This is a genomic window from Streptomyces sp. NPDC051105 (genome assembly GCF_040682795.1).
Lineage (GTDB): Bacteria > Actinomycetota > Actinomycetes > Streptomycetales > Streptomycetaceae > Streptomyces.
In genome coordinates, this window is the sequence record NZ_JBFBBR010000010.1 from 346,563 (window position 1) to 367,545 (window position 20,983).

18 protein-coding genes are annotated in these 20,983 nt (G+C 71.8%); 11 read left to right on the plus strand and 7 right to left on the minus strand.

From position 1 onward, the window contains the following. Positions 1 to 22 precede the first annotated feature (22 nt). The 4 genes from AB0N16_RS25950 to AB0N16_RS25965 form a co-directional block, all read right to left on the minus strand. Positions 23 to 532, minus strand: coding sequence for a DinB family protein (locus tag AB0N16_RS25950; RefSeq protein ID WP_365800546.1), 510 nt, complete (start codon positions 530 to 532; stop codon positions 23 to 25). A gap of 233 nt (positions 533 to 765) precedes the next feature. Beyond that, positions 766 to 2,481, minus strand: a complete 1,716-nt coding sequence (locus tag AB0N16_RS25955) for a SpoIIE family protein phosphatase (protein WP_365800548.1) — start codon at positions 2,479 to 2,481, stop codon at positions 766 to 768. A gap of 363 nt (positions 2,482 to 2,844) precedes the next feature. Then, complete coding sequence (locus tag AB0N16_RS25960) at positions 2,845 to 3,132, minus strand: hypothetical protein (protein WP_365800550.1); 288 nt, start codon at positions 3,130 to 3,132, stop codon at positions 2,845 to 2,847. A 133-nt stretch (positions 3,133 to 3,265) separates the two neighbouring features. Further along, the gene (locus AB0N16_RS25965; protein WP_365800552.1) at positions 3,266 to 3,610 is read right to left on the minus strand and encodes a hypothetical protein; all 345 of its coding nucleotides are present in this window, start codon (positions 3,608 to 3,610) and stop codon (positions 3,266 to 3,268) included. 340 nt (positions 3,611 to 3,950) lie between these two features. Between AB0N16_RS25965 and AB0N16_RS25970 the strand changes: the two genes are divergently transcribed. The 6 genes from AB0N16_RS25970 to AB0N16_RS25995 all read left to right on the plus strand — a co-directional run bounded on the left by AB0N16_RS25970 (position 3,951) and on the right by AB0N16_RS25995 (position 11,288). Next, entirely contained in the window at positions 3,951 to 4,970 is a 1,020-nt protein-coding gene (locus AB0N16_RS25970) for an acyl-CoA desaturase (RefSeq protein ID WP_365800554.1), read from the plus strand. Between the two features lie 41 nt (positions 4,971 to 5,011). Continuing rightward, entirely contained in the window at positions 5,012 to 5,452 is a 441-nt protein-coding gene (locus AB0N16_RS25975) for a DUF5994 family protein (protein WP_365800556.1), read from the plus strand. 217 nt (positions 5,453 to 5,669) lie between these two features. After that, positions 5,670 to 7,004 carry an extracellular solute-binding protein gene (locus AB0N16_RS25980; RefSeq protein WP_365800558.1) on the plus strand — a complete coding sequence of 445 codons (1,335 nt, stop codon included), beginning with the start codon at positions 5,670 to 5,672 and terminating at the stop codon, positions 7,002 to 7,004. A 53-nt stretch (positions 7,005 to 7,057) separates the two neighbouring features. After that, positions 7,058 to 7,909: a sugar ABC transporter permease gene (locus tag AB0N16_RS25985; protein WP_365800647.1), complete on the plus strand. Its 852-nt coding sequence runs from the start codon at positions 7,058 to 7,060 to the stop codon at positions 7,907 to 7,909. Next, a complete protein-coding gene (locus AB0N16_RS25990) occupies positions 7,906 to 8,826 on the plus strand; it encodes a carbohydrate ABC transporter permease (protein ID WP_365800560.1) in 921 nt (306 codons plus the stop codon). The genes AB0N16_RS25985 and AB0N16_RS25990 overlap by 4 nt, the downstream gene beginning before the upstream one ends. 107 nt (positions 8,827 to 8,933) lie before the next feature. Next, a complete protein-coding gene (locus tag AB0N16_RS25995; protein WP_365800562.1) occupies positions 8,934 to 11,288 on the plus strand; it encodes a glycoside hydrolase family 3 N-terminal domain-containing protein in 2,355 nt (784 codons plus the stop codon). A gap of 103 nt (positions 11,289 to 11,391) precedes the next feature. Here the strand turns inward: AB0N16_RS25995 and AB0N16_RS26000 are convergent, their stop codons facing one another. Further along, complete coding sequence (locus AB0N16_RS26000; RefSeq protein ID WP_365800649.1) at positions 11,392 to 13,467, minus strand: RICIN domain-containing protein; 2,076 nt, start codon at positions 13,465 to 13,467, stop codon at positions 11,392 to 11,394. Positions 13,468 to 13,686: 219 nt separating this feature from the next. Then, positions 13,687 to 14,727: a LacI family DNA-binding transcriptional regulator gene (locus AB0N16_RS26005; protein WP_365800563.1), complete on the minus strand. Its 1,041-nt coding sequence runs from the start codon at positions 14,725 to 14,727 to the stop codon at positions 13,687 to 13,689. Between the two features lie 268 nt (positions 14,728 to 14,995). Here AB0N16_RS26005 and AB0N16_RS26010 point away from each other — a divergent pair, with 268 nt between their 5' ends. From AB0N16_RS26010 to AB0N16_RS26030, 5 genes are all read left to right on the plus strand, one after another. Continuing rightward, complete coding sequence (locus AB0N16_RS26010; RefSeq protein WP_365800565.1) at positions 14,996 to 15,646, plus strand: RNA polymerase sigma factor; 651 nt, start codon at positions 14,996 to 14,998, stop codon at positions 15,644 to 15,646. Continuing rightward, positions 15,643 to 16,749, plus strand: coding sequence for a CU044_5270 family protein (locus AB0N16_RS26015; RefSeq protein ID WP_365800567.1), 1,107 nt, complete (start codon positions 15,643 to 15,645; stop codon positions 16,747 to 16,749). The genes AB0N16_RS26010 and AB0N16_RS26015 overlap by 4 nt, the downstream gene beginning before the upstream one ends. Positions 16,750 to 16,977: 228 nt before the next feature. Beyond that, positions 16,978 to 18,351 carry a DUF5933 domain-containing protein gene (locus AB0N16_RS26020; protein WP_365800569.1) on the plus strand — a complete coding sequence of 458 codons (1,374 nt, stop codon included), beginning with the start codon at positions 16,978 to 16,980 and terminating at the stop codon, positions 18,349 to 18,351. A gap of 146 nt (positions 18,352 to 18,497) precedes the next feature. Further along, on the plus strand, positions 18,498 to 19,373 hold the full coding sequence (locus AB0N16_RS26025; protein WP_365800571.1) for an aldo/keto reductase: 876 nt from the start codon (positions 18,498 to 18,500) through the stop codon (positions 19,371 to 19,373). 91 nt (positions 19,374 to 19,464) lie between these two features. Then, positions 19,465 to 20,460: an FUSC family protein gene (locus tag AB0N16_RS26030; RefSeq protein ID WP_365800573.1), complete on the plus strand. Its 996-nt coding sequence runs from the start codon at positions 19,465 to 19,467 to the stop codon at positions 20,458 to 20,460. A gap of 3 nt (positions 20,461 to 20,463) precedes the next feature. Here the strand turns inward: AB0N16_RS26030 and AB0N16_RS26035 are convergent, their stop codons facing one another. Further along, positions 20,464 to 20,940, minus strand: coding sequence for a DUF5990 family protein (locus tag AB0N16_RS26035; RefSeq protein WP_365800575.1), 477 nt, complete (start codon positions 20,938 to 20,940; stop codon positions 20,464 to 20,466). Positions 20,941 to 20,983: the final 43 nt, after the last annotated feature.

Genomic DNA, 20,983 nt, shown 5'->3' on the forward strand with positions numbered 1-20,983 from the left:
GCCGTCGTCCGGGCCCCGGCGCTCAGGCTCCCACGCTGCCGTCGATGCCCTCCCGCAGGAAGTCGGCGTGTCCGTTGTGGCGGCCGTACTCCAGGAGGACGTGCGTCATCACCATCCGCAGCGACACCTCCTCCTGCCACCTCGGCTGGTATCCGGCCCGGTCCAGGGAGGTGGCCTCGCGTTCGATCCGGCGCGAGGTCTCCACCTCGGCCTCCCAGGCCGTGAACGCCTCGTCCCGGGTCGACCGGCTCGCGTCGTACGCCGCCTGGAAGTCGACCTTGTCGGACCAGACCATGGGTGCTTCGTTGTCCTCGAACACCCGCCGGAACCAGGTCCGTTCCACCTCCGCCATGTGCCGCACCAGGCCGAGCAGCGAGAGCGTGGACGGCGGCATCGACCGCCGCCGCAGCTCCTCGTCGGTGAGCCCTTCGCACTTCATGGCGAGGGTGGCCCGGTGGTAGTCGAGAAAGGCCCGCAGCGTGTCGCGTTCGCTTCCGAAGGCGGGCGGTCCTATGCGGTTGTCGCTGTTCACTGACCGTACTCCTTGTCCGTTCCGGCACATCGGAACAGATCATCCCCCCGTGGCGGCGCCGTGTCGTCGGCTCACCGGGGCCAGTACCGGGCAAGGGCCCCTTCCCGGTACGGGGCCAGGTGCCACCCGGAGTCGGTGCCCGGCATCCCCGCCGTCGTGACGACCGTCGACCCGAGTGCGCATGACCTACGGGCCGGGAGCGGCGGCGGCCGGGCGGCCCCTTCCGTCCCCGGTCACAGATCCGGCAGGCGCAGCGCGAGGAGGGCCACGTCGTCGGTGCTGCCGGGCGGCATGCGGGCGAGCAGTTGGTCGCACAGGACGTCCAGCGGTGCGTGGGCGAGCGCGAGGGCGTGGCGGCGCAGACCGCTCAACCCGGTGCCGAGGTCGCTGCCGGGGACCTCGATCAGCCCGTCGGTGTAGAGCAGCAGGGTGGAGCCGGGCGCCAGGGGATGCGTGGCGTCGGGTCGGCTCGCCGCGGTACCCAGGGAGGCGCCGAGGAGGATTCCCTGTCCGGCTTCGAGGTAGCGCGCCTGTCCGTCCGGGGTCAGGAGGAGTGGCGGCGGATGCCCGGCGCTGGTCCAGCGCAGTGTCCACGGACCGGTGTGCGGGTGGCCTTCGACCCGGGCGAGGACGAGGGTGGCCATGGAGACGGTAGTGATGGCGGGCATGGCGTCGTCGAGACGGTCGACGACGGCGCCGGGCGGCCCGGTACGGTCCCAGGCCAGTGAGCGCAGGATGCCGTGCAGTTGGGCCATCCCGGCCGCGGCGGTCAGGTCATGGCCCACGACGTCGCCGATGACCAGCGCGAGCGTGCCGTCCTTCAACTCGAACGCGTCGTACCAGTCACCGCCGACCTGGGAGCCGGCCGGGGCGGGCTGGTAGCGGGCGGCCAGCCGGAGACGGCCGGGCTGGGGCAGGGGTGCCAGCAGGTTGCGCTGCATGGCCTCGGCGACGGCGCGCTGGCGGCCGAACCGCCGCGCGTTGTCGACGACCAGGCCGACCCGCCGCCCGATGTCGCTCACCACCCCCAGGTCGGCGGTGTCGAAGGGGTGCGCCGGGTCGGTGCGCACCAGCGTCAGGGCGCCGGTGATCTGGCGTCCGGAGCCCAGCGGCACCGTGAGGACGGACCGCGCGCCCACCAGCCGCAGAAACCCGCTGTACGCCGCGGCCAGCGGAGAGTCGGGCGGCGGGGCCGTGCGGGCCTCGTCCTGAAGCACGGGCTCACCGCTGTTCAGTACGCGGACGAGAGGTGACCGGTCCCCCTCCCCGGAATCGGGAAGTCGCTCGCGCCCGCCCTCCAGTGCGGCGTCCCGGCCCGCGGGACCGGTCACCGCCATGCGGCGGACCTGCCCGGAACGGGTCAGGAGGTCGGTCGCCGCCCAGTCGGCCAGGCGGGGCACCAGCAGGCGGCCCAGCCGGGCGAGGGCCTCGTCCGTCTCCAGGGTCTGGCCCAGTACGTCGGTGATCTCCGCGACCAGCGTCAGCCGCTCGTTGAGGTCCTCCAGGGCGCTCGCATAGGCCGCACGTTCACGACGTGCCCCGTGGTCGCCCGTGACGTCGGTGAACATCAGGGCAACGCCCTTGAAGGAGCCGCCGTCCCGCAGCGGAGAAGCGGACCAGGAGATGGTGATCAGGTGGCCGTCGCCGCGCAGATAACTGTCGCCCTCCCCGCGCGCGGCGGTCTCCTCGGCCAGCGCCTGGAGCAGCGGGCACCGCTCGCGGAGGAGGGTGCCGCCGCCCGCGTCCCGGTGCAGCAGATCGTGCGCGTCCCGTCCGCGCAGCTCGCCGACGGCACGGCCCAGCAGCCGCTCGGCGGCCGGGTTGAGGGCGACGATCCGTCCGGCCGGGTCCACCACCATCAGGGCCGTGCTCAGCTGGGCGACGACCTGCCACCAGAAACCCGGCTCGGCCGCCGGCCGGGACCGCCCCTCATCGCCCGCACCGGGCACCGCACCTCGCCCCTCATCGCCCGCACCAGGCACCGCACCCGCACCACGCACCCGCCACCACGCACCTTCCAGCCGTCGCGGCCTCGCACCGGAGACCGCGGGCATGTCAGGGAAACCGACACACCCGTGTCCGATGGTCCCCCGGGCGTAGCCCGCCCGCGTGGCCGACACGACGGTCCCTTCCCGCACCTCCCGAGTGCCCGCCCCACCGGACGGTCACCCGTCGGCGGGCCGGTGTCCAACCGGACGGTCACCCGTCGGCGGGCCGGTGTCCGCACTCGCGGCGGCCATCGGCCAGGCGGCCGAAAGGGCGCCGGTCTCCGGGGGGAGGGAGTCTGCGAAGTGCCCCCCGGTGAGTCCACGCTATTCCGCGGCGGCGCCGGAGGAGCCGTTCCCGGACGCCGTCCCGCCTCCGCCGTCGGCGGGCCGCCGCCCGGACTGGCTGGTTTCGAGCCAGGACCGTGCGGGTTCTGCCGCGCGGGTGGTGTCCACCGTGAGGTCGAGGCGGGTTCCTCCGTCGGGGCCCGCGGGATAACTGCGCTGCTCGGCGGCGGCGAAACAGTGGCGCAGTACCTCCGCCACCCTACGGGCGACCTCGGGCGAGGCGGCGACGATGCGGACCGCGGCATGCCCGTCCGAGGGTGTTTGCATGGACTGCACGGCGACCTCGGAGTTCGGTGTCCCGGTAGGAGACGGACTCGGACTGGATCTTCCACTCTACTCCGGCGTGTCCCACTGCCCCACGGACGACCGGCGGCGTCCCCGGCCGCCGCCGGACGGGACCCTAGGTGCGCAGCAGCCGTTGGGTGATCTCCCGGTACTGCCTCAGCGCGAGCCGGAGTTCGGCGGAGTCCGTCCCGGGGTCCCGGTCCTGCCAGCCCGCGCGGAGGACCTGCCGCAGCTCCGCAAGGGCCTTCGTGAGCTGGGCGGCGGCTTCATCGAAGGCGCCCTCGGCCTCCTCCAGGGCCTCGCGCGGGGTGTCCGCGAAGGTGTTGACGGCATGTCCGAGGCGGCGCACGATCTCGTCCCGTTCCGCCGGCGGGAGCAGCGGCTCCGGGCCCGGGGTGCGGCGTTCGCCGGAGCCCGGGGGCCGGTCCGCGGGCTGCTGGGCGCGTGTCTGGTCGTACATCGTCGTGTGTACCGCTTCCGTTGCGATGGGGGCACCGCCTGAAGACGCCCTTGGCGCACCTTCTCGACGGCCTGCTCCAGGCTTCCCGGGGACCCGGTCGACCCTGCCCTTCACGGCCCGGCCCCCGGTCGTCCTGCCAGTCAATGTCCGGCGACGACGGGTGTCAACGCGGCGCGGGACCGGGCACGAGGAGTGCGAGGGAGTACGTTGGGGGGAGCGAGGGTGCGTCGTGCCTACCGACAGGTCGTCTCCAGCACACCACCCGTCACCCAGGGGCAGCTCGTGACCCCGGCCGCGCCTCCGTCCCAGCGGCCTTCGCCCAGGTCAAGGAGCCCCCACCATGCCATCCACCCCCATAGCCCCCGTAACCCCCGCCACCCCCGTCCCGCCGAGCCCGCCGGACACCGGCGCGCCGCCCCAAAACTACGACGGCGTCTCGCCCTTCCCGCCCGACGGACCGGCGCCCGCGCGCGACGGCGGGGAGCGGCTGTACGTGACCGTGACGGCCGTGATCGTCGTCCTCCCGTTCGTGGCTCTCGGCCTGGTCGGCTGGCTGCTGTGGGGCCGTCTCGTCCACCCCGTCGACATCCTGCTCGCCGCCGTCCTCTACACGGTCACCGGCCTGGGCGTCACGGTCGGCTTCCACCGCGGTCTCACCCACGGCAGCTACCGTGCGACACGTCCCGTGCGCATCGCGCTCGCGGTGGCCGGTTCGATGAGCTTCCAGGGCGACGTCATCGGCTGGGTCGCCACCCACCGCCGCCATCACGCCTTCACCGACCGACCCGGCGACCCGCACTCCCCGTACCGCTACGGCACACACCTGCGTGGCCAGTTGCGCGGACTCCTGCACGCCCACATCGGCTGGCTGTTCCGCAACGACCGTACGCCCGCCGAAACTTACGCCCCGGACCTGCTCGCCGACCCCGACATCCGTGCCGTCTCGCGGGCCTTCCCGCTGCTGTGCGTCCTCACCCTGGCCCTGCCGTTCGGGGCGGGCTGGGCCATCGGCGGCAGCTGGGTGTACGGCCTGACCGCCCTGCTGTGGGCGGGACTTGTCCGCATCGCGCTGCTCCACCACGTCACCTGGAGCGTCAACTCCCTGTGCCACATGATCGGGGAACGCCCCTTCCGCACCCGCCGCCACGACCGCGCCACCAACCTGTGGCCGCTCGCCCTGCTCTCCTTCGGGGAGAGCTGGCACAACCTCCACCACGCCGACCCGACCAGCGCCCGGCACGGCGTCGACCGCGGCCAGATCGACCCGTCGGCCGCCGTCATCGGTCTCCTGGAACGCCTCGGCTGGGTGTACGACGTGCGCCGGCCGACGCCGGACCGGGTCGCCGCGCGTCGCGCCTGACGGCAACCCCGCATCCACCCGAGGCAGTTGGCAGGAGCTTCATGACCATCGCACTGCAGCCCGCGCTTCCCTCCCACCCCGTCCTCCGCCTGCATCTGGCGCCCCACGGCGACCTGCCCCGGTCCATCGACGGAGCATGGTGGCCGCGCTCCTACGACCTCCTGGTGGAACTCCCGAGACTGCTGGCCGGCTTGCCGCGCGACTGGGGCCATATCACCAGCGTCACCGTCAACGGGGCGGTGTGGTCCGCGGCGCCCGGCCGGATACTCGTCTCCAACCAGGTCGTACGACTGCGCAGAGCCCTGACGGCGAACGCCCCGCACACCGTCGTGCTGCTCGCCCCCGGCCGCGGACGCTGGGACCTGGTGGTCGTGCCTCCGGACACCGCCGAGGACGCCGCGGAATCGCTCATGGCGGCCGCGGCGGGAGACCTCGGGGACGGCCTCCGGGACGGCCGAGGGGATGACCTCGGGCAAGGCTGACCCGGGCGCCGTGCCGCCACATCTCCCGTCACTTGCCACGGTTCGCGAAAATGTTTCGTAACCGAGGCATTTCCCTCGCTTGTCCCTGCCGTGAATCCCATGTCAGTGTCCCGGCCAGCAGGCAGGCCGTCGGCATCGTCGCGTACGAAAGCCTTTCGCACGAGTCCCCGATCTGCCTCGCTCACCGACGGTATGGGGATACAAGAGAGGCACGACCATGCGGAGAACACCGGTCAGCGGACATCTCGAAAGCCCGCGCATTCGTCGCGTCGGGGCATCCGCCGTCACCCTCGCGGCGGCCATGGCCCTGGCCGCGTGCGGGACTTCGGGACCGTCCGGATCGTCGGCGGGCTCCTCGGCGAAGGGTCTGACGATGTGGGCGCTCAACGACCAGACCATCCTCAAGGAGTCCGTCGACGCCTACAACAAGGACCACCCGGACGCGAAGATCACCCTGCGGCTCTTCGCGAACGACGACTACAAGCAGAAGCTGCGCGTGGCCTTCGGCGCGAACCAGGCCCCGGACATCTTCTTCAGCTGGGGCGGCGGGGCGCTCGACGACTACGTCAAGGCCGGCAAGGTCGACACGCTGACCCAGGCCGAGGCGGGCACGGACCGGTACACCCCGAGCGTGATGCAGAGCGCCACCTTCGACGGCAAGGTCTACGGCGTCCCCGCCAACGGCCTCGCCCCGGTCGTCCTCTACTACAACAAGAAGGTGCTGGCCGACGCGGGCGTCCAGCCGCCGAAGACGTACGACGACCTGCTCGCGGCCGTGAAGACGCTCAAGGGCAAGGGCGTGACCCCGCTGTCCCTCGCCGCGAACTCCAAGTGGCCGACGCTGATGTACCTGGAGTACCTGCTCGACCGGCAGGGCGGCTCCGACGTCTTCTCGAAGATCGCCTCCGGTGACGCCGCGGGGTGGAAGGACGCGTCGGTCACCAAGGCCAACCAGGACCTCCAGGACCTCGCGAAGGCCGGTGCCTTCGGCGACAACGCCTCCTCCGTCACCTACGACCAGGGCGCCTCCACGGCCCTCCTCTACACCGGCAAGGCGGCGATGGAGGTGATGGGTACCTGGGAGTACGCCAACATAGCCAAGGCCGCGCCGGACTTCCTGAAGAAGGGCGACCTCGGCTACACCGCCTTCCCGTCGCTGTCCGGCGGCGCCGGCGACCCGAAGAGCATCGTCGGCAACCCCTCGAACTTCCTGTCCCTGAACTCCTCGACGAAGAACAGGTCGGCCGCCCTGACCTACCTCAAGGACTACGTCCTGGACGGCTCCCAGGTCGACGCCTACCTCGCCGCCGGCAGTGTGCCGCCGGTCAAGGGCCTGGAGTCGAAGCTGGCGGCGGTGAAGTCGTCGTCCGACAAGCAGTGGCTGACGTTCGTCTACGACCTGGTGCAGAACGCCCCGGGCTTCCAGCTCTCCTGGGACCAGGCACTGCCGTCCGACCAGGCGGACCCGCTGCTGACCAACACCGACAAGTCGTTCCTGCGGCAGATCTCGCCCGCCGAGTTCGGTACGAACATGAGCAAGGCGGGGTCGTGACCACCGCTGTTCCCGCCGTCCGTAAGGCAGGCCGCCGTTCGAGCGGCCTCCTCATGGCCGCCCCCGCTCTGATTCTGTTCAGCCTGTTCGGACTCGTCCCCCTCGTCGGCGTGCTGGCGCTCAGCCTCGCCGACTGGGACGGCCTGGGCTCCATCGGCTGGGCCGGCTTCGCCAACTGGGGCGACGTCCTGACCGACGGCGCGACCTGGCAGTCGCTCTGGCTCACCGTCAAGGTGATGGCGGTGAGCTGGCTGGTCCAGACGCCGGTCGCGCTGGCCCTCGGCGTCTTCCAGGCGCCGAAGGGGAAGGTGCGGGCGCTGTTCGCCGTGCTGTTCTTCCTGCCGCTGCTGCTGTCCGCGGTGGCGATCGGCCTGACCTGGCAGGCGCTGCTCGACCCGGCGTTCGGCCTCGGCGCGACGCCCGGCCTGCACTGGCTGGCGAAGCCGCTGCTCGGCTCGCCCGAACTGGCGCTGTACACGGTGATCTTCGTGATCGCCTGGCAGTTCGTGCCGTTCCACGCGCTGCTCTACCAGGCCGGGATACGGCAGATCCCCACCGCGCTGTACGAGGCCGCCGCCCTCGACGGCGCGGGACCGGCGGCCCGCTTCCGGCACATCACCCTGCCGCAGCTGAAGTACACGATGGTCACCTCCAGCACCCTGATGCTCGTCGGCTCGCTGACCTACTTCGACCTGATCTTCGTGTTGTCCGGCGGAACCGGCGGCCCCGGCACCGCCACCCGGGTCCTCCCCCTGGCCATGTACATCACCGGATTCCAGACCCACGACATGGGCCGGGCCAGCGCCGTCGCCACCCTCCTGGTGGCCTTCGGCCTCGGCCTGTCGCTGCTGACCACCCGGCTGTCCGGCTTCACCCGGATGGACAGCCGGCAGGAGGGCATGTGAGCACCACCGTGACCAAGGCCCGCGCCGCGACCGCACCGGACGCCGTCCCCGCCCGGGGCACGGCGACCCCCGGCCCGGTACGGTCCAACCCCGTACCCGGCATCCTCCGCCGCGCCCTCAGCGGCAGCACCACGCTCATGTGGACGGCGATCGTCGTCGTACCCGTCTACTGGCTGGTCGTCACCAGCCTGCGCAGCCGGACCGACTTCACCACCGACAGCCCCCTGGCACTGCCCGGCCACCCGACGTTCGACAACTACCGGACCGTGCTGGCCGGCGACTTCACCACCTACCTGCTCAACAGCGTGGTCGTCACCGCCGGGACCGTGGTGCTCGCGGTCGCCTTCGCCCTCATGGCCGCGTTCGCGATCGTCCGGGGCGCCGGCAGCCGGCTGTCCCGGCTGTCGTTCCGGCTGTTCCTGCTGGGTCTGGCGATCCCGCTGCAGGCCGTGATCATCCCCGTGTACCTGCTGATCATCAGGATGAGGCTGTACGACAGCCTGCTCGCGATCGTCCTTCCCTCGGCCGCGTTCGCGCTGCCGATCACCGTGATGATCCTGGTGAGCTTCCTGCGTGACGTGCCCCGCTCGCTGTTCGAGGCCATGATCGTCGACGGGGCCGGCGACTGGCGCATGCTCTGGTCGCTCGCGGCGCCGCTGGCCCGCCCGGCCCTGATGACGGTCGCCGTGTACGACGGACTCCAGGTCTGGAACGGCTTCCTCTTCCCGCTCATCCTGACCCAGAGCGGCGACAAGGCCGTCCTGCCGCTGGCACTGACCCTCTACAAGGGCCAGTTCGGCATCGACGTCCCGTCCACCATGGCCGCGGTGGTGCTCTCCACCCTCCCGATGCTCGCGCTGTTCATCCTCGCCCGGCGCCAGCTCGTCGCCGGCCTCACCGCCGGCTTCTCCAAATAACCACGTAGCCAGGCAGCCCATACCACCGGGCAGTCGACCCCGTACGACGGCCGGGCCCCGCGCCCGGCCCCGTCGGCATGCCCGCGCAACTCCCCGAGGAGTCGTGAATGACGACCACCATGCCCGACCACGGCGGCCTCCCCCAGGAGGAGGACGGCCGACCCTGGACCGACCCCGCCCTCCCCGTCGCCGAGCGGGTCGAGGCACTGCTCGCCCGGCTCACCCTCGCCGAGAAGGTCGCACAGCTCAGCAGCGCCTGGGAGGACGTCGAACCGGCCGGACCCGAGGTGGCACCGGGCACCAGCATCTTCGACCGGGTCGGCGACCTCGCCGAGACCGCCCGGCACGGCCTGGGCCAGCTCACCCGCCCGTACGGCACCCTGCCCCGGCCCGCCCTGGAACACTCCCGGGCGCTGGCCGACCGCCAGCGGCAGGTCATGGCGCAGAGCAGACTCAACATCCCGGCCATGGCGCACGACGAGTGCCTGACCGGTTTCACCGCCTACGGGGCGACGATCTACCCCACCTCGCTCGGCATGGCGGCCACCTTCGACCCGGAGCTGGTCCGGCGGGTCGGCGCGGCCATCGGCGCCGACATGGCCGAGGCGGGCGTCCACCAGGGGCTCGCCCCGGTCGTCGACGTGATCCGGGACTACCGCTGGGGTCGCTGCGAGGAGACCTACGGCGAGGACCCGTACCTGGTCGGGGAGATGGGCGAGGCGTATGTCACCGGCCTGCAGGGCGCCGGTGTGTACGCGACCCTCAAGCACTTCGCCGGGTACTCCGCGTCCATGGGCGGCCGCAACCACGCCCCCATCCACGCCGGCCCCCGCGAACTCCACGACGTCATCCTGCCGCCGTTCGAGCGCCTGGTCGCCGCCGGTGTGCGGTCGGTCATGAACTCGTACGCCGAGATCGACGGCGAGGCCCCCGCCGCCAGCCGCCGCCTGCTCACCGACATCCTGCGAGACGCCTGGGGGTTCGAGGGCACCGTCGTCTCCGACTACTGGTCGCTGCCCTTCCTGGTGAACGCCCACCGGGTCGCCGCCGATCTGCCCGACGCCGGGGCGCTCGCCCTGCGCGCCGGGATGGACGTCGAACTCCCCGACCAGCGCGGCTTCGGCGACGCGCTCGTGCACGCCGTGGAACAGGGCGCGGTCGACGAGGACCTGCTCGACCGCTCCGTACGCCGGGTACTGCGGCAGAAGGCCGAACTCGGCTTGCTGGACGCGGACTTCGACCCACGGTCCGCCGCCCTGCGCGCGGGCGCACTCGACCTGGACAAGCCGGGCAGCCGTGCGCTCGCCCTGGCCGTGGCCCGGTCGAGTGCCGTCCTGCTCTCGAACGACGGCACCCTGCCCCTCCCAGCCGGCGGCACGATCGCGCTGATCGGCCCGTGCGCCGACGACGTCCGCACCATGTTCGGCTGCTACAGCTTCCCCAACCACGTCCTCGCCGGACGCGACGACCTCGGCGACGGTGTCGAGGCCGTCTCCCTCCGCACCGCGTTGGCCGAGGAACTTCCGTCCGTGGAGTGGGAGTTCGTCCAGGGCTGCCCGGTCCGGGACGAGGAGCGCTCCGGCATTCCCAGCGCCGTGGCGGCCGCGGCCGCCGCCGATCTCACCGTCCTGGTGGTCGGCGACAAGGCGGGCATGTTCGGCATCGGCACCTCCGGCGAAGGCTGTGACGTGGAGGATCTCCGGCTGCCGGGCGTCCAGGAGGAGCTGGTCGAGGCGGTCCTGGCGACCGGGAAGCCAGTCGTGCTGGTCGTGAGCAGCGGCCGGCCCTATGCCGTGGGCCGGTTCGCGTCGGCCGCGGCGGCCATGGTGCAGGTGTTCCTGCCGGGCGAGGAGGGCGGCCGGGCGGTGGCCGAACTCCTGTCCGGGAAGGCGAACTTCAGCGGCAAGCTGCCCGTGCAGATCCCCACCTCGCCGGGCGGCCAGCCGTACACCTATCTCCACCCGCCGCTGGGCGACCGGCAGAGCTTCCTGTCCAACCTCGACCCGACACCGGCGTTCCCCTTCGGGCACGGGCTGTCGTACACGACGTTCGAGGTCGACCAGCTGTCCGTGGACCGTGAACAGGTGCCCACGGACGGGGAGTTCACGGTGCGGGCGCGGGTACGGAACACGGGGGCGGTCGCGGGTGCCGAGACCGTCCAGCTGTACGCCGTCGACCCGGTCGCCCAGGTGACCCGCCCGGTGCGCGCGCTGCTGGCCTTCGCCAAGGTGGCCCTCGAACCCGGCGAGGAGGCGACGGTCCGCTTCCACGTCCACACCGACCGCCTGGCCTTCACCGGCCTGGCCGGCCACCGCCTCGTGGAGCCCGGCGAGATCCTGCTGGAGGCGGGCTCCTCCAGCCTGGACACCCCGGTGCGGACCGCCATCCGGCTGGTGGGCGAGGAACGGGACGCGACGGTGATCCAGCAGCACGGGGTGCCGGTGACCGTCGAGCGGGAGTAGCGGCGGGTACGAGAAGGCGGCACCACCGCTTGGATGCGGTGGCGCCGCTTCTCCGGCTCGGCACCTAACCTCGGCACCTAACCTCGGCACCTAACCTCGGCACCTAACTACGGGTCCACTGCTGGGTCGCGTTGCCCAGTCCCGTCCACAGCTCCACCTTCGAGCCGTTGGCCGTCCCCCAGTCGGTCACGTCGATGACCAGGCCGTTGGAGCGGTTGACGATGGTGCCGTCCACGCGGAACGCCCACTTCTGGCTGGACTTGCCGTTGCAGGCCCAGAGGATGAGCGTGGTGCCCGCGGTCGTACCGTCACCGTTCGCGGCCAGGCACTTGCCCAGAACGCGGAGTTCGCCGGCCGTGGTCCGGGTGATGGTCTGGTTGGCGTTGCCCGAGCAGTCGTAGATCTGGACCTGGACGCCCGTCTGGCCGTTCGGGACGTCGAGGCAGCGGCCGGAGTAGGCGCCCTTCAGGGTGAAGGTGGAGGCCGTGGGGAGCGGGTCCTGGACCAGCTGCCAGTCCTGGGAGCCGTCGGTGGTCGCGGCCGCGACGGTGACGGAGCCGCCCGCGGTCGAACCGGTCATGTAGAGGCTGGAGTTGAGGACCGAGCGGAGCTTGTAGTAGCCGCTGGTCGACGACGCGACCTGGGTCCACTGTTTGTCGGTGGCTCCGTCGTCGACCCACTGGGCGAGCTTCTGCCCGGCCGTCGCGGTGCCGGTCCAGATGGCGACCGAGCGGCCCCCGGCCTTGTTGAGCAGGGTCACGTTGCCGCCCTTGGCGGTCAGGTGCCAGCGTTGCGTGGCGGCGGTGGAGTCGGCCGCGCCCAGGACGAGGTCGGGGGTGTTCCCGGTGAGGTTCGCGTCCTGGGTCTTGCCGGCCGCGGTGGTGAGGACCTGGCCGGTCAGCCGGTTGACGAGGCTGTAGTAGGCGCCGTCGGAGCGGCCGAGGTCGACCTCGGCGTACTTCACGGGGCCGACGCTGGTACCGCTCCAGGAGGCCTGGAGGATCAGGACGCGTCCGGTGCCGTCGACGTACTGCAGGTTTCGGCTGTATCCGGCGGCGATCGGCGTCTTGTACTCCTTCCAGGTGCCGGTGGACAGCCCGGACTCGTTGACCCAGACGTCACCGCTGCCTGCCGCGTTGTAGACGATCCGGCCGTCCGGCATCGGGAGCAGGACCGGGCTGCCGCCGGTGGACATGGCGGCCCCGCCCGAGGGCACGGGCAGCGAGGTGATGGCGGCGTCCGTGGCGGAGAAGAACTTCGTCGGGTTGTCGGAGACGCGGTAGCGGACGTTCGTCCCGCCGCCCCAGTACTCGTACGTCAGCAGCCACTTGCCGTCGGTCGTCGGGGCGATGGTCGTCATGCCCGGACGGCCCCCGCCGATCTCCGTCTTTCCGTTGCCCATGCTCACCGTGGAGCCGGGGACGTCGACGACCGGGCTGCTCCAGGCCGAGCCGCTGGTGCCGTCCCAGGTGCGGTGCAGGAGGACCTGGCCGCCGGAGTCGGTCGCGGTGTCGTTGGCCGGGTCGAGGGTCGGGGCGCCGGTGGTGGTGTTGTAACCGGTGTAGTCGTCCTCGTCGGAGTAGTAGGCGATGAGCTGCCCGTTGTGGGCGAGCAGGTGCGGCTCCCAGACGGGGTCGACCTGGGCGTGGGTGTTGGCGGTCGAGACCCGGCCGACGCTGCCCGCGCTGCCGCCCTGCCAGCCACCGGCGGCGATGACGTTCTGGAAGCTCCAGGTCGCGCCGTCATCCGTACTCGCGTACAGGGCGAGCGCCACGTCCTTGCGGTCGCCGTCACTGGTGGGCGTCCAGCTGGAGTTGGCGGCCTTCTGCTCCTCGAAGTAGTAGTCGTCGCCCGAGACGATGCTCGCGAGCAGCAGCGTGCCGGCGCTCAGGGAGCCGACGCTCTGCGGGAGGACGTACAGGTACGGGTTGGTCCAGTTGCTCGTGTACTTCGCGTACGCGGAGTCGGTGGAGAGGTAGGCGGGGGCCTTGACGTCGGCCAGCTTCGCCCAGGTCGTGCCGGCGTCGTCGCTCTTGTAGATGGGCAGGGTCTGGCCCACCGGAGCGCTCTGGCTGTTCTCGAAGGTGGCCACGAGCCGGCCGTCCGGCAGCTGGGCCGACTTCGGGTAGAGGACACAGGGGCTCTTGTTGCAGGCGGCGGTGTTGTCCGCCGTATACAGGTTCGCGGGGCTCGGCTGATACGCCGACGCGGCCGTAGCGGAGGCGAGGGCGACCACCACGCCTATGCAGAGGGCCGTCGCCGAAGCGAAGGCCTTTCGCGCCCAGGATCTTTTCACCGGCGTTCCTTTGCCACGGGGGTGCGGGGGAGGAAGCCAGTATTCGTAGGCGGCCCGGCACTGTCACCGGCACATTGCGAAAGGGTTTCGCGCGGTCGCGGGTTACGGGGTATTGACGGGGTGGCGAACGGACGTCGAGGTCCGCACCACGAGTTCCGTGGTCAGCTCGATCCGCGAGGAGGCGGGCGGCCGGCCCTGGGCGAGGTCCATGAGCACCCGGGTCGCCTCGCGTCCCAGCTCCTCGAACGGCTGGCGCACCGCGCTCAGCGGCGGGCAGGCCATGGCCGCCACCAGGGTGTCGTCGAAGGACATCACCGACAGGTCGCCCGGTACGGCGAGCCCCTGCTGCCGGGCCGCCTCCAGCACGCCGAGCGCCTGTGCGTCGCTGGCCGCGAAGACAGCCGTGGGCGGGTCGTCGGCCCGCAGGATCTGCAGGCTGGCGGTCAGCGCCTCGGCGTAGTCGAAGTCGGTGGAGCGGACGATCGCCGGATCGTAGGCGACCCCGGCCTCCTCCAGCGCGGCCCGGTAGCCGTGCACGCGGGCCGCCCCGGCCAGGGAGTGCGAGCGGCCGGCGACCATGCCGATCCGGGTGTGCCCCAGGTCCAGCAGATGCTGGACGGCGTCCCGGGCGCCGCTCCAGTTCGTCACGCCGATGCTCGGGATGTCCTCGGACGGGGCGCTGAGCGGGTCGATCAGCACGACCGGCAGCCGCTGCTCGACGATCCTGCGCTGGTCCTCCTCGGCCAGCATCGAGATCACGATCACCAGCCCGGCCGCACCGAGCGCCACGCACTCCTCCAGCCACGCGGAGATCGACCGCCGGCTCGTCGTCCCGGTCACCACGTCGATGCCCAGCTCACCGGCCGCGTCCACGATCCCCCGGGCGACCTCCAGGGTGTACGGGCCGGACAGGTCGCGGAAGACGACGATGATCTGCCGGGGCGTCTCGGGATCCCGCTCCCACGGCCGGACGTACCCGTGCCGTGCCAGCAGTTCCTCGACCCGGTCCCGGGTCGCCGCGCCGACGTCCCGGCGCCGGTGCACCACCTTGGAGACGGTGCTGAGCGAGACCCCCGCCTCGGCGGCGATGTTCGTGAGCAGGCCGTGCTGCGCCTCCTGCCGGCCCTTGCCTCGACCTGTCACCCGATGTCCGTTCCGTACGCCGCGCGTCGATGCGCCGGGCGCACCGCACCGCGTGCCTGGCCGCAAGCCCCGCCGCAAGGTAACGGGGGCCGGTACGGGGAGGCAATACCGGGGACCGCCGTCCACGGCGAACCGGGCCTGTCGATCCCGCTGCCCCTCGTGCATGATGAGCCTCCGCCACGCGGGAGGGCGCACCAGAGGCGCATGTGACGCAGGTCACGGGAAGTCGGTGCCGGGTGCCGCACAGCTCAATGAGGTGAGCACTCCTATGCGAACCCGGATACGGGCCGGGGACTCGAGCGCGTTCGCCGAGCTCTTCGACACCTACGCCCGCGCCGTCTACAACCATGCCTTCCGGCTGACCGCCGACTGGTCGACCGCCGAGGACGTGATGGCCGCGACCTTCATGGAGGCGTGGCGGCTGCGCGAGAAGGTCGATCCGACGGGTGGTTCCCTGCGGCCATGGCTGCTGGGCATCGCCACCAACACCGCCCGCAACCAGTACCGGAGCAACCGGCGCTACCGGGCGGCGGCGACGGCGGCCGCGGCGGCCGAGCTGTCGGTGCCCGACCACGCCGAGGAGGTGGCGGACCGGCTCGACGACCGGGAGCGCCTCGCGACGGCGCTGACCGCGCTCGCGACGCTGCGGCGCCCCGAACGCGAGGTCATCGCGCTCTGCCTCGGGGAGGGCCTGGACTACGAGGCCGCGGCGGAGGCGCTCGGCATCCCGGTCGGCACGGTCGCCTCCCGGCTCTCCCGCGCCCGAAAGAAGCTCCGCAAGCTCGCCGACGCCGAACCGGCACGCCGTCGGAGAAATCCCGGAACAAGTCCCGGGAAACGGGAAGGCGGCGGCCCCGGCCGACAGACAAGAGGCGATCACGCACACGCGATCCGGCCCGCACAGGAAGGAAACCGATGAACGCGAACACGTCCCGGCAGAACGCTGCCGAGCGGGACGAGGGCGACCGGCTCTTCGACCGGACGACGCGCGACCTGCCGCCGGGCCGTCACCAGTTCCACAAGGAGCGCATGATGGCCCAGATTCACCAGACCCAGGCGGCGGAGCGCACGGCCGAGCAGCCGGCGGACCGGCCGCGGACCCGGCGGCTGCGGCTGCCGCGCCCCGCGATCGCCCTCCCCGCACTGGCCGCCGCCCTCGCCGGGGTGGTCGTCGCGGGGGTGGTCGTCTCCGGCGGCGGCAACGGCGTCCAGGACGAAGGCGTCGCCACCGGACCGGCCCTGACCACCACCGTCGGCGCCGCGACCAGCAAGGGCGTACCTCAGCTTCTGGACCGGATCGCGCTGGCGGCGGCCGACACGTCCCATCCGGACGTCAAGCCCGGCCAGTACGTCTACATCGAGTCCAAGTCGGCCGACACCTTCCTGAAGTCCACCGACGACGGGACCAGCCTGGCCGGCCACGAGCTGCACACCCGCCAGGTGTGGAGGTCCGCCGACGGCACGAAGGGCTGGCTGATCGACCCGGCCGTCAACGTCAGCCCCGAGGGCGAGACCCTGAGCCTCCCCGACGAGCAGGGCAACACCCCGAAGGCAAACCTGAACTCTCCGTCGTACGACTACCTGGCCAAGCTGACCACCGACCCCGACGCCCTGCTGGCCAAGATCTACAAGGAGACGAAGGGGCAGGGGAACTCCCCCGACCAGGAGGCGTTCACCACCATCGGCGACCTGCTCGGCGAGAGCTACCCACCGGCGAAGCTCTACCCGGCGCTCTTCAAGGCCGCCGCGAAGATCCCCGGCGTCGTCGTGGTGAACGACGCGGTGGACGCGGCCGGCCGGCACGGTGTCGCGGTGGCCCGGCTCGACGAGACCAGCGGTGAGCGCGAGGAGTGGATCTTCGACAGGAAGAGCGATGTCTTCCTGGGCGAGCGCACGGTCCAGGTGAAGCGGGCCACCGGCGTCGACGCCCTCATCAAGCCGGGCACCGTGCTGTTCACCAGCGCCGTCATGAACCGCGCCATCGTCGACGGCATCAAGCAGACCCCGTCCCAGTCCGGCTGATTCGTCCGCGGTCTCGCCATGGGAGACCCCCGGGTGAACAATCTGGGGGTCTTTCCTGAACGAGACCGGAACCCGGCAGGTGACCCTTCCGTCTTCCCTCATCGGACAGGTGTCGTCGTCTAACAAATCGGCCGGAAATTGAAATCCATACCACCGCGGGTTCCTTCGCGAAGAAGCTTCGGAACACCGCTCTCCCTGTGGCGTCGACCGGGGGCGAGACCCTGGGCCGTGGCGGGTGTCGCGACCCTCGGGTTCCTCCTGGCACTCGAGATCGCCGCACGACGCTACGGCCTGCCGGGGCCGATCACCGAGCAGGCGCGGGAGGTGATCTTCGCCCCCAAGTCAGGCTTCCTGCTGTACGCCGGCTTGGCGCTGATGATGACGGTCCTCACCTGGCGGCAACGGTTCGTCGCCGCCGCCGCCGCGATCGGCATCGACATCGCCATCGCGGCGGTCCGCTGGGCGCTTGACGCCCCGGTGACCGACGGCCATCCCTTCGGCAACGGCGCCCTGTGGGTGATCCTGGCCCACGCGGTCACAGCGGTCACCCGCCGCACCGGCCGGGAACAGGTCCTGCTGCTCAAGGGCGTCGGACTGGGCCTGCTGCTGGTGACCGGCCGCAAGACCGGCGACACCTGGCTGCTCCTCACCTCGAAGACCCGCCCGACGGTACTCGACCAGTACGTGGCAACCGCCGATCACGCGCTGAGCGAACCGTCGTGGCTGGTCGGCCGGATCGTGACGGCCACCGGTCCGGTCGGCTTCAACCTCCTCGACATCGTCTACGGCCAGCTCGCCGTGGCCGCGGTCGTCGTCGCGCTGTACCAACTGCGCCACGTGGCGGTCGAACGCCGCTTCCCACGCCATCACCTGGTCCGCACCTTCCTGGTGATCGGCCTCCTCGGGCCGGCCGTCTACATGATCTTCCCGGTGGTCGGGCCGGTCTTCGCCTACGGCACCGGTGCCGAGCACTGGGCCTCGGTCAGCCTGTGGCCGGACCCGCCGCCCGGCGGTCACTTCCACGGCCACGGCCACGGCCACGGCCACGGCCTCGGCCCCGGCAACGGCCACTGGGCGGTGGCCGACTGGTGGCCGCGGACGACGCCGCCGGTCGATCGCCCGCGCCCCATGCCGTTCGACGGGTTCACCCCGCGGAACTGCATGCCCAGCCTGCACACGGCCTGGGCCGTCGCGATCTTCATCCACTCCCGGACCGGCCCGCGCGTGCTGCGCTTCGCCGGTGCGTTCTGGCTGGTCGCCACCCTCACCGCGACGCTGGGATTCGGCTACCACTACGGCGTGGACCTCGTCGCCGGCGTGGTGTTCACGCTCACGGTCGAGGCGGCGCTGCGCTCGTTCGACCGCGGCTGGGACCGGTCGGGGCTCCGGCTCGCCGCCTACGGCGCGACGGTCTTCGCCGCACTCCTGGTGTCCTACCGCTGGCTGCCGTTGGAGATGGCCAGGCACCCGTGGGCGTCCGGCCCGCTTCTCCTGCTGGCGATGGCCTCGGTGGTCTACGGCTACGTACGGACACAGCACCGGCCCACTGGAGAAGTCCTCCTGAGGCCCCGTCAGCCGGTACGGCCGGGGGCGATGCGGTAGACCGGCACCGGGCGGGACGGGCATGCCGCGCCCGGTGTGCACACCGGGTGTGCGTACACCGGGCGGGTGCGGCCCGCCGCGCATGCACGGCGGGCCGGTACGGCTGCGCCCAGGCGGATTCCCGGTGCGGGAGTAGCGTGGAACTCATGACCGAAGACACGCTGATCGCACACGAGTCAGGGACCTTCGAGATAGCCGGCAAGCGGGTGGCCCGGCTGGGCTTCGGGGCGATGCGGCTGACCGGCCCCGGCATCTGGGGCGAGCCGGCCGACCGCGAGGAGTGCCGGCGGGTCGTCCGCCGTGCCGTCGAACTGGGCGTCCAGCTGATCGACACGGCCGACTCGTACGGGCCCTATGTCAGCGAGGAGATCATCCGCGAGGCGATCCACCCGTACCCCGACGACGTCCTGATCGCCACCAAGGCGGGCCTCACCCGCTCGGGCCCGGACGAGTGGGCCCCGGTCGGACGGCCCGAGTACCTCCGGCAGGAGCTCGAGATGAGCCTGCGGCGGCTCGGCCTGGACCATATCGACCTGTTCCAGCTCCACCGCATCGACGCGAAGGTGCCGCTGGAGGACCAGATCGGCGAGCTGAAGAAGTTCCAGGACGAGGGCAAGGTCGTGGCGATCGGGCTCTCCGAGGTCACGGTGGACGAGATCGAGCAGTGCCGGCGGATCGCGGAGATCGTCACCGTGCAGAACCGCTACAACCTCACCGACCCCACGTCGGAGGACGTGGTCGACCACTGCACGCGCGAGGGCATCGGCTTCATCCCGTGGGCGCCCGTCGCCGCGGGCGAGCTGGTCGAGCCGGGCCGTCTCGTCGACACGATCGCCAAACGGCACGAGGCCACCCCCGGTCAGGTCGCGCTGGCGTGGCTGCTGGCCCGCACGGAGGTCATGCTGCCGATCCCCGGCACCTCCCGTGTGACCCACCTGGACGAGAACGTCAACGCCGCCCGGCTCGCCCTAGACCCCGAAGAGGTCGACCAGCTCACCCGGGCGGCGCGGGAAGCCGCCTGAGCCACCGGACCGCGGGGGCGTACACCGCGGGCGGCGGGCCTCGGTGTGTGCCTATGGTGGCCAGGTGACGGGCGTTTCGCCGTGGCCGCGAGTGCGCTCCAGGCTCCGGGCGCAGGGGCCGACGGCGGCCCGGATCCTGGTGATCGCGGTGCTCTGCTGGCAGGCCGCGCTGTGGGCCGGTGCCGTTCAACCGCCGGTGTTCGCCGCCATCGTTCCGCTGCTGTGCCTGCGCGGTGATGCGGCCTCCTCGCTGGCGGCACTGCTGCTGAGGATCCTCGGTGTGATGGCCGGAGTGGCCCTGGGCGTCACCGTGGTCCACTTCTTCCGGCCGAGCACGGCCGTGCTCGCCGTCGTGATGGGCCTGGCCCTGCTGTGCGGGACCGTCATCAGTTCCGGCACGACGCTGAACGTGCAGGTCGCGGTGACCTCCCTGCTGGTCTTCGCCAACCCGTCACCGGAGTCCTACGGCTTCGCCCGGTTATGGGAGAACGCGCTGGGCGGCGCGGTCACCGCCGTCCTCGGTCCGCTGCTGTGGCCGCGGAACCCGCGCCGGGAGGCGGCGACGCTGGCACGGGAGTACGCGGACGATCTGACGGAGGGCCTCGTACGCAGCACACGCGCGATCGGCTCACCGGACGCCGCGTACGCGAACCGGAGGCACACGCAGGCCGAGGCGGACCGGCTGCGCCGCTACGGGGAGAAGGCCCGGGAAGCGGAGAAGGCCATGCGGTTCAATCCGCTGCGCCGGCGCCACCGGACCGAGGTGGCCGAACTGAGCGATCGGATCGGCCGCGCCGCCCGGGCCGCACCCCATCTCCTCGCCCTGGCCGCCGAGGTCGACTTCTTCACCGCGCGCGACGGCCCCACCCCGGCCCTCTCCCGGGCCCGGACAGCCCTTCTGCCGGTCGCCGAGGCCACCGGACGCGCCCTGAAAGCCCTCCTCGAAGGGCGGGACCCCCACGAGGACACGGCCGCCGCCCGCGCCGCACTCGCCCGGTACACCAGGGACGACGCGGCCCCGGTGGCCGTACTGCTCCGCAGACCGTTCACCAGGATCCTCGACCTCTGTGACGGCGCCCCGGGCTGAGGATCAGAGAGCCGATCGGCCTTCGCCTGCGGTCCAGGTGACGTGCGGGGGCTCGACGCGTGCGCACAGGGGTCCGCCGGCCGCGTCGGTCAGGCCGAGCCGGCCGACCAGCAGACCGCGGTGCGCGGCGGCGGCGAGTAAGTCGGCGGGGACGGCGTCGAGCATGAGCTTGGCGCGGCGGAACATGCTGTAGACGCCCGAGTCGTCGACCGTGCACCAGGACAGGTACACGAACCGGCGGCCCAGACGGTGCTGCACATACGGCCCCGTCACCTCGATGCCGTCGGGTGTGACGGTCGCCGTGCACTCCAGGGTCCATGTCGCGGACACGGCGTCGGCGGGCTGTGGTCCGAGGAGTTCGCCCGGCCGGTCACGGCGTTGCACGGCGACATGGATGCCGGTGTACGCGGGGCCGTCGCTGCCGGCGGGGGCCGGACGGGTACGGCCGGGCAGGTCGACGGCGTCGATACGGATACGCATACCGGCCATCATCCGCCCGCGGCCGCCGCCCGCGGCCGGCACG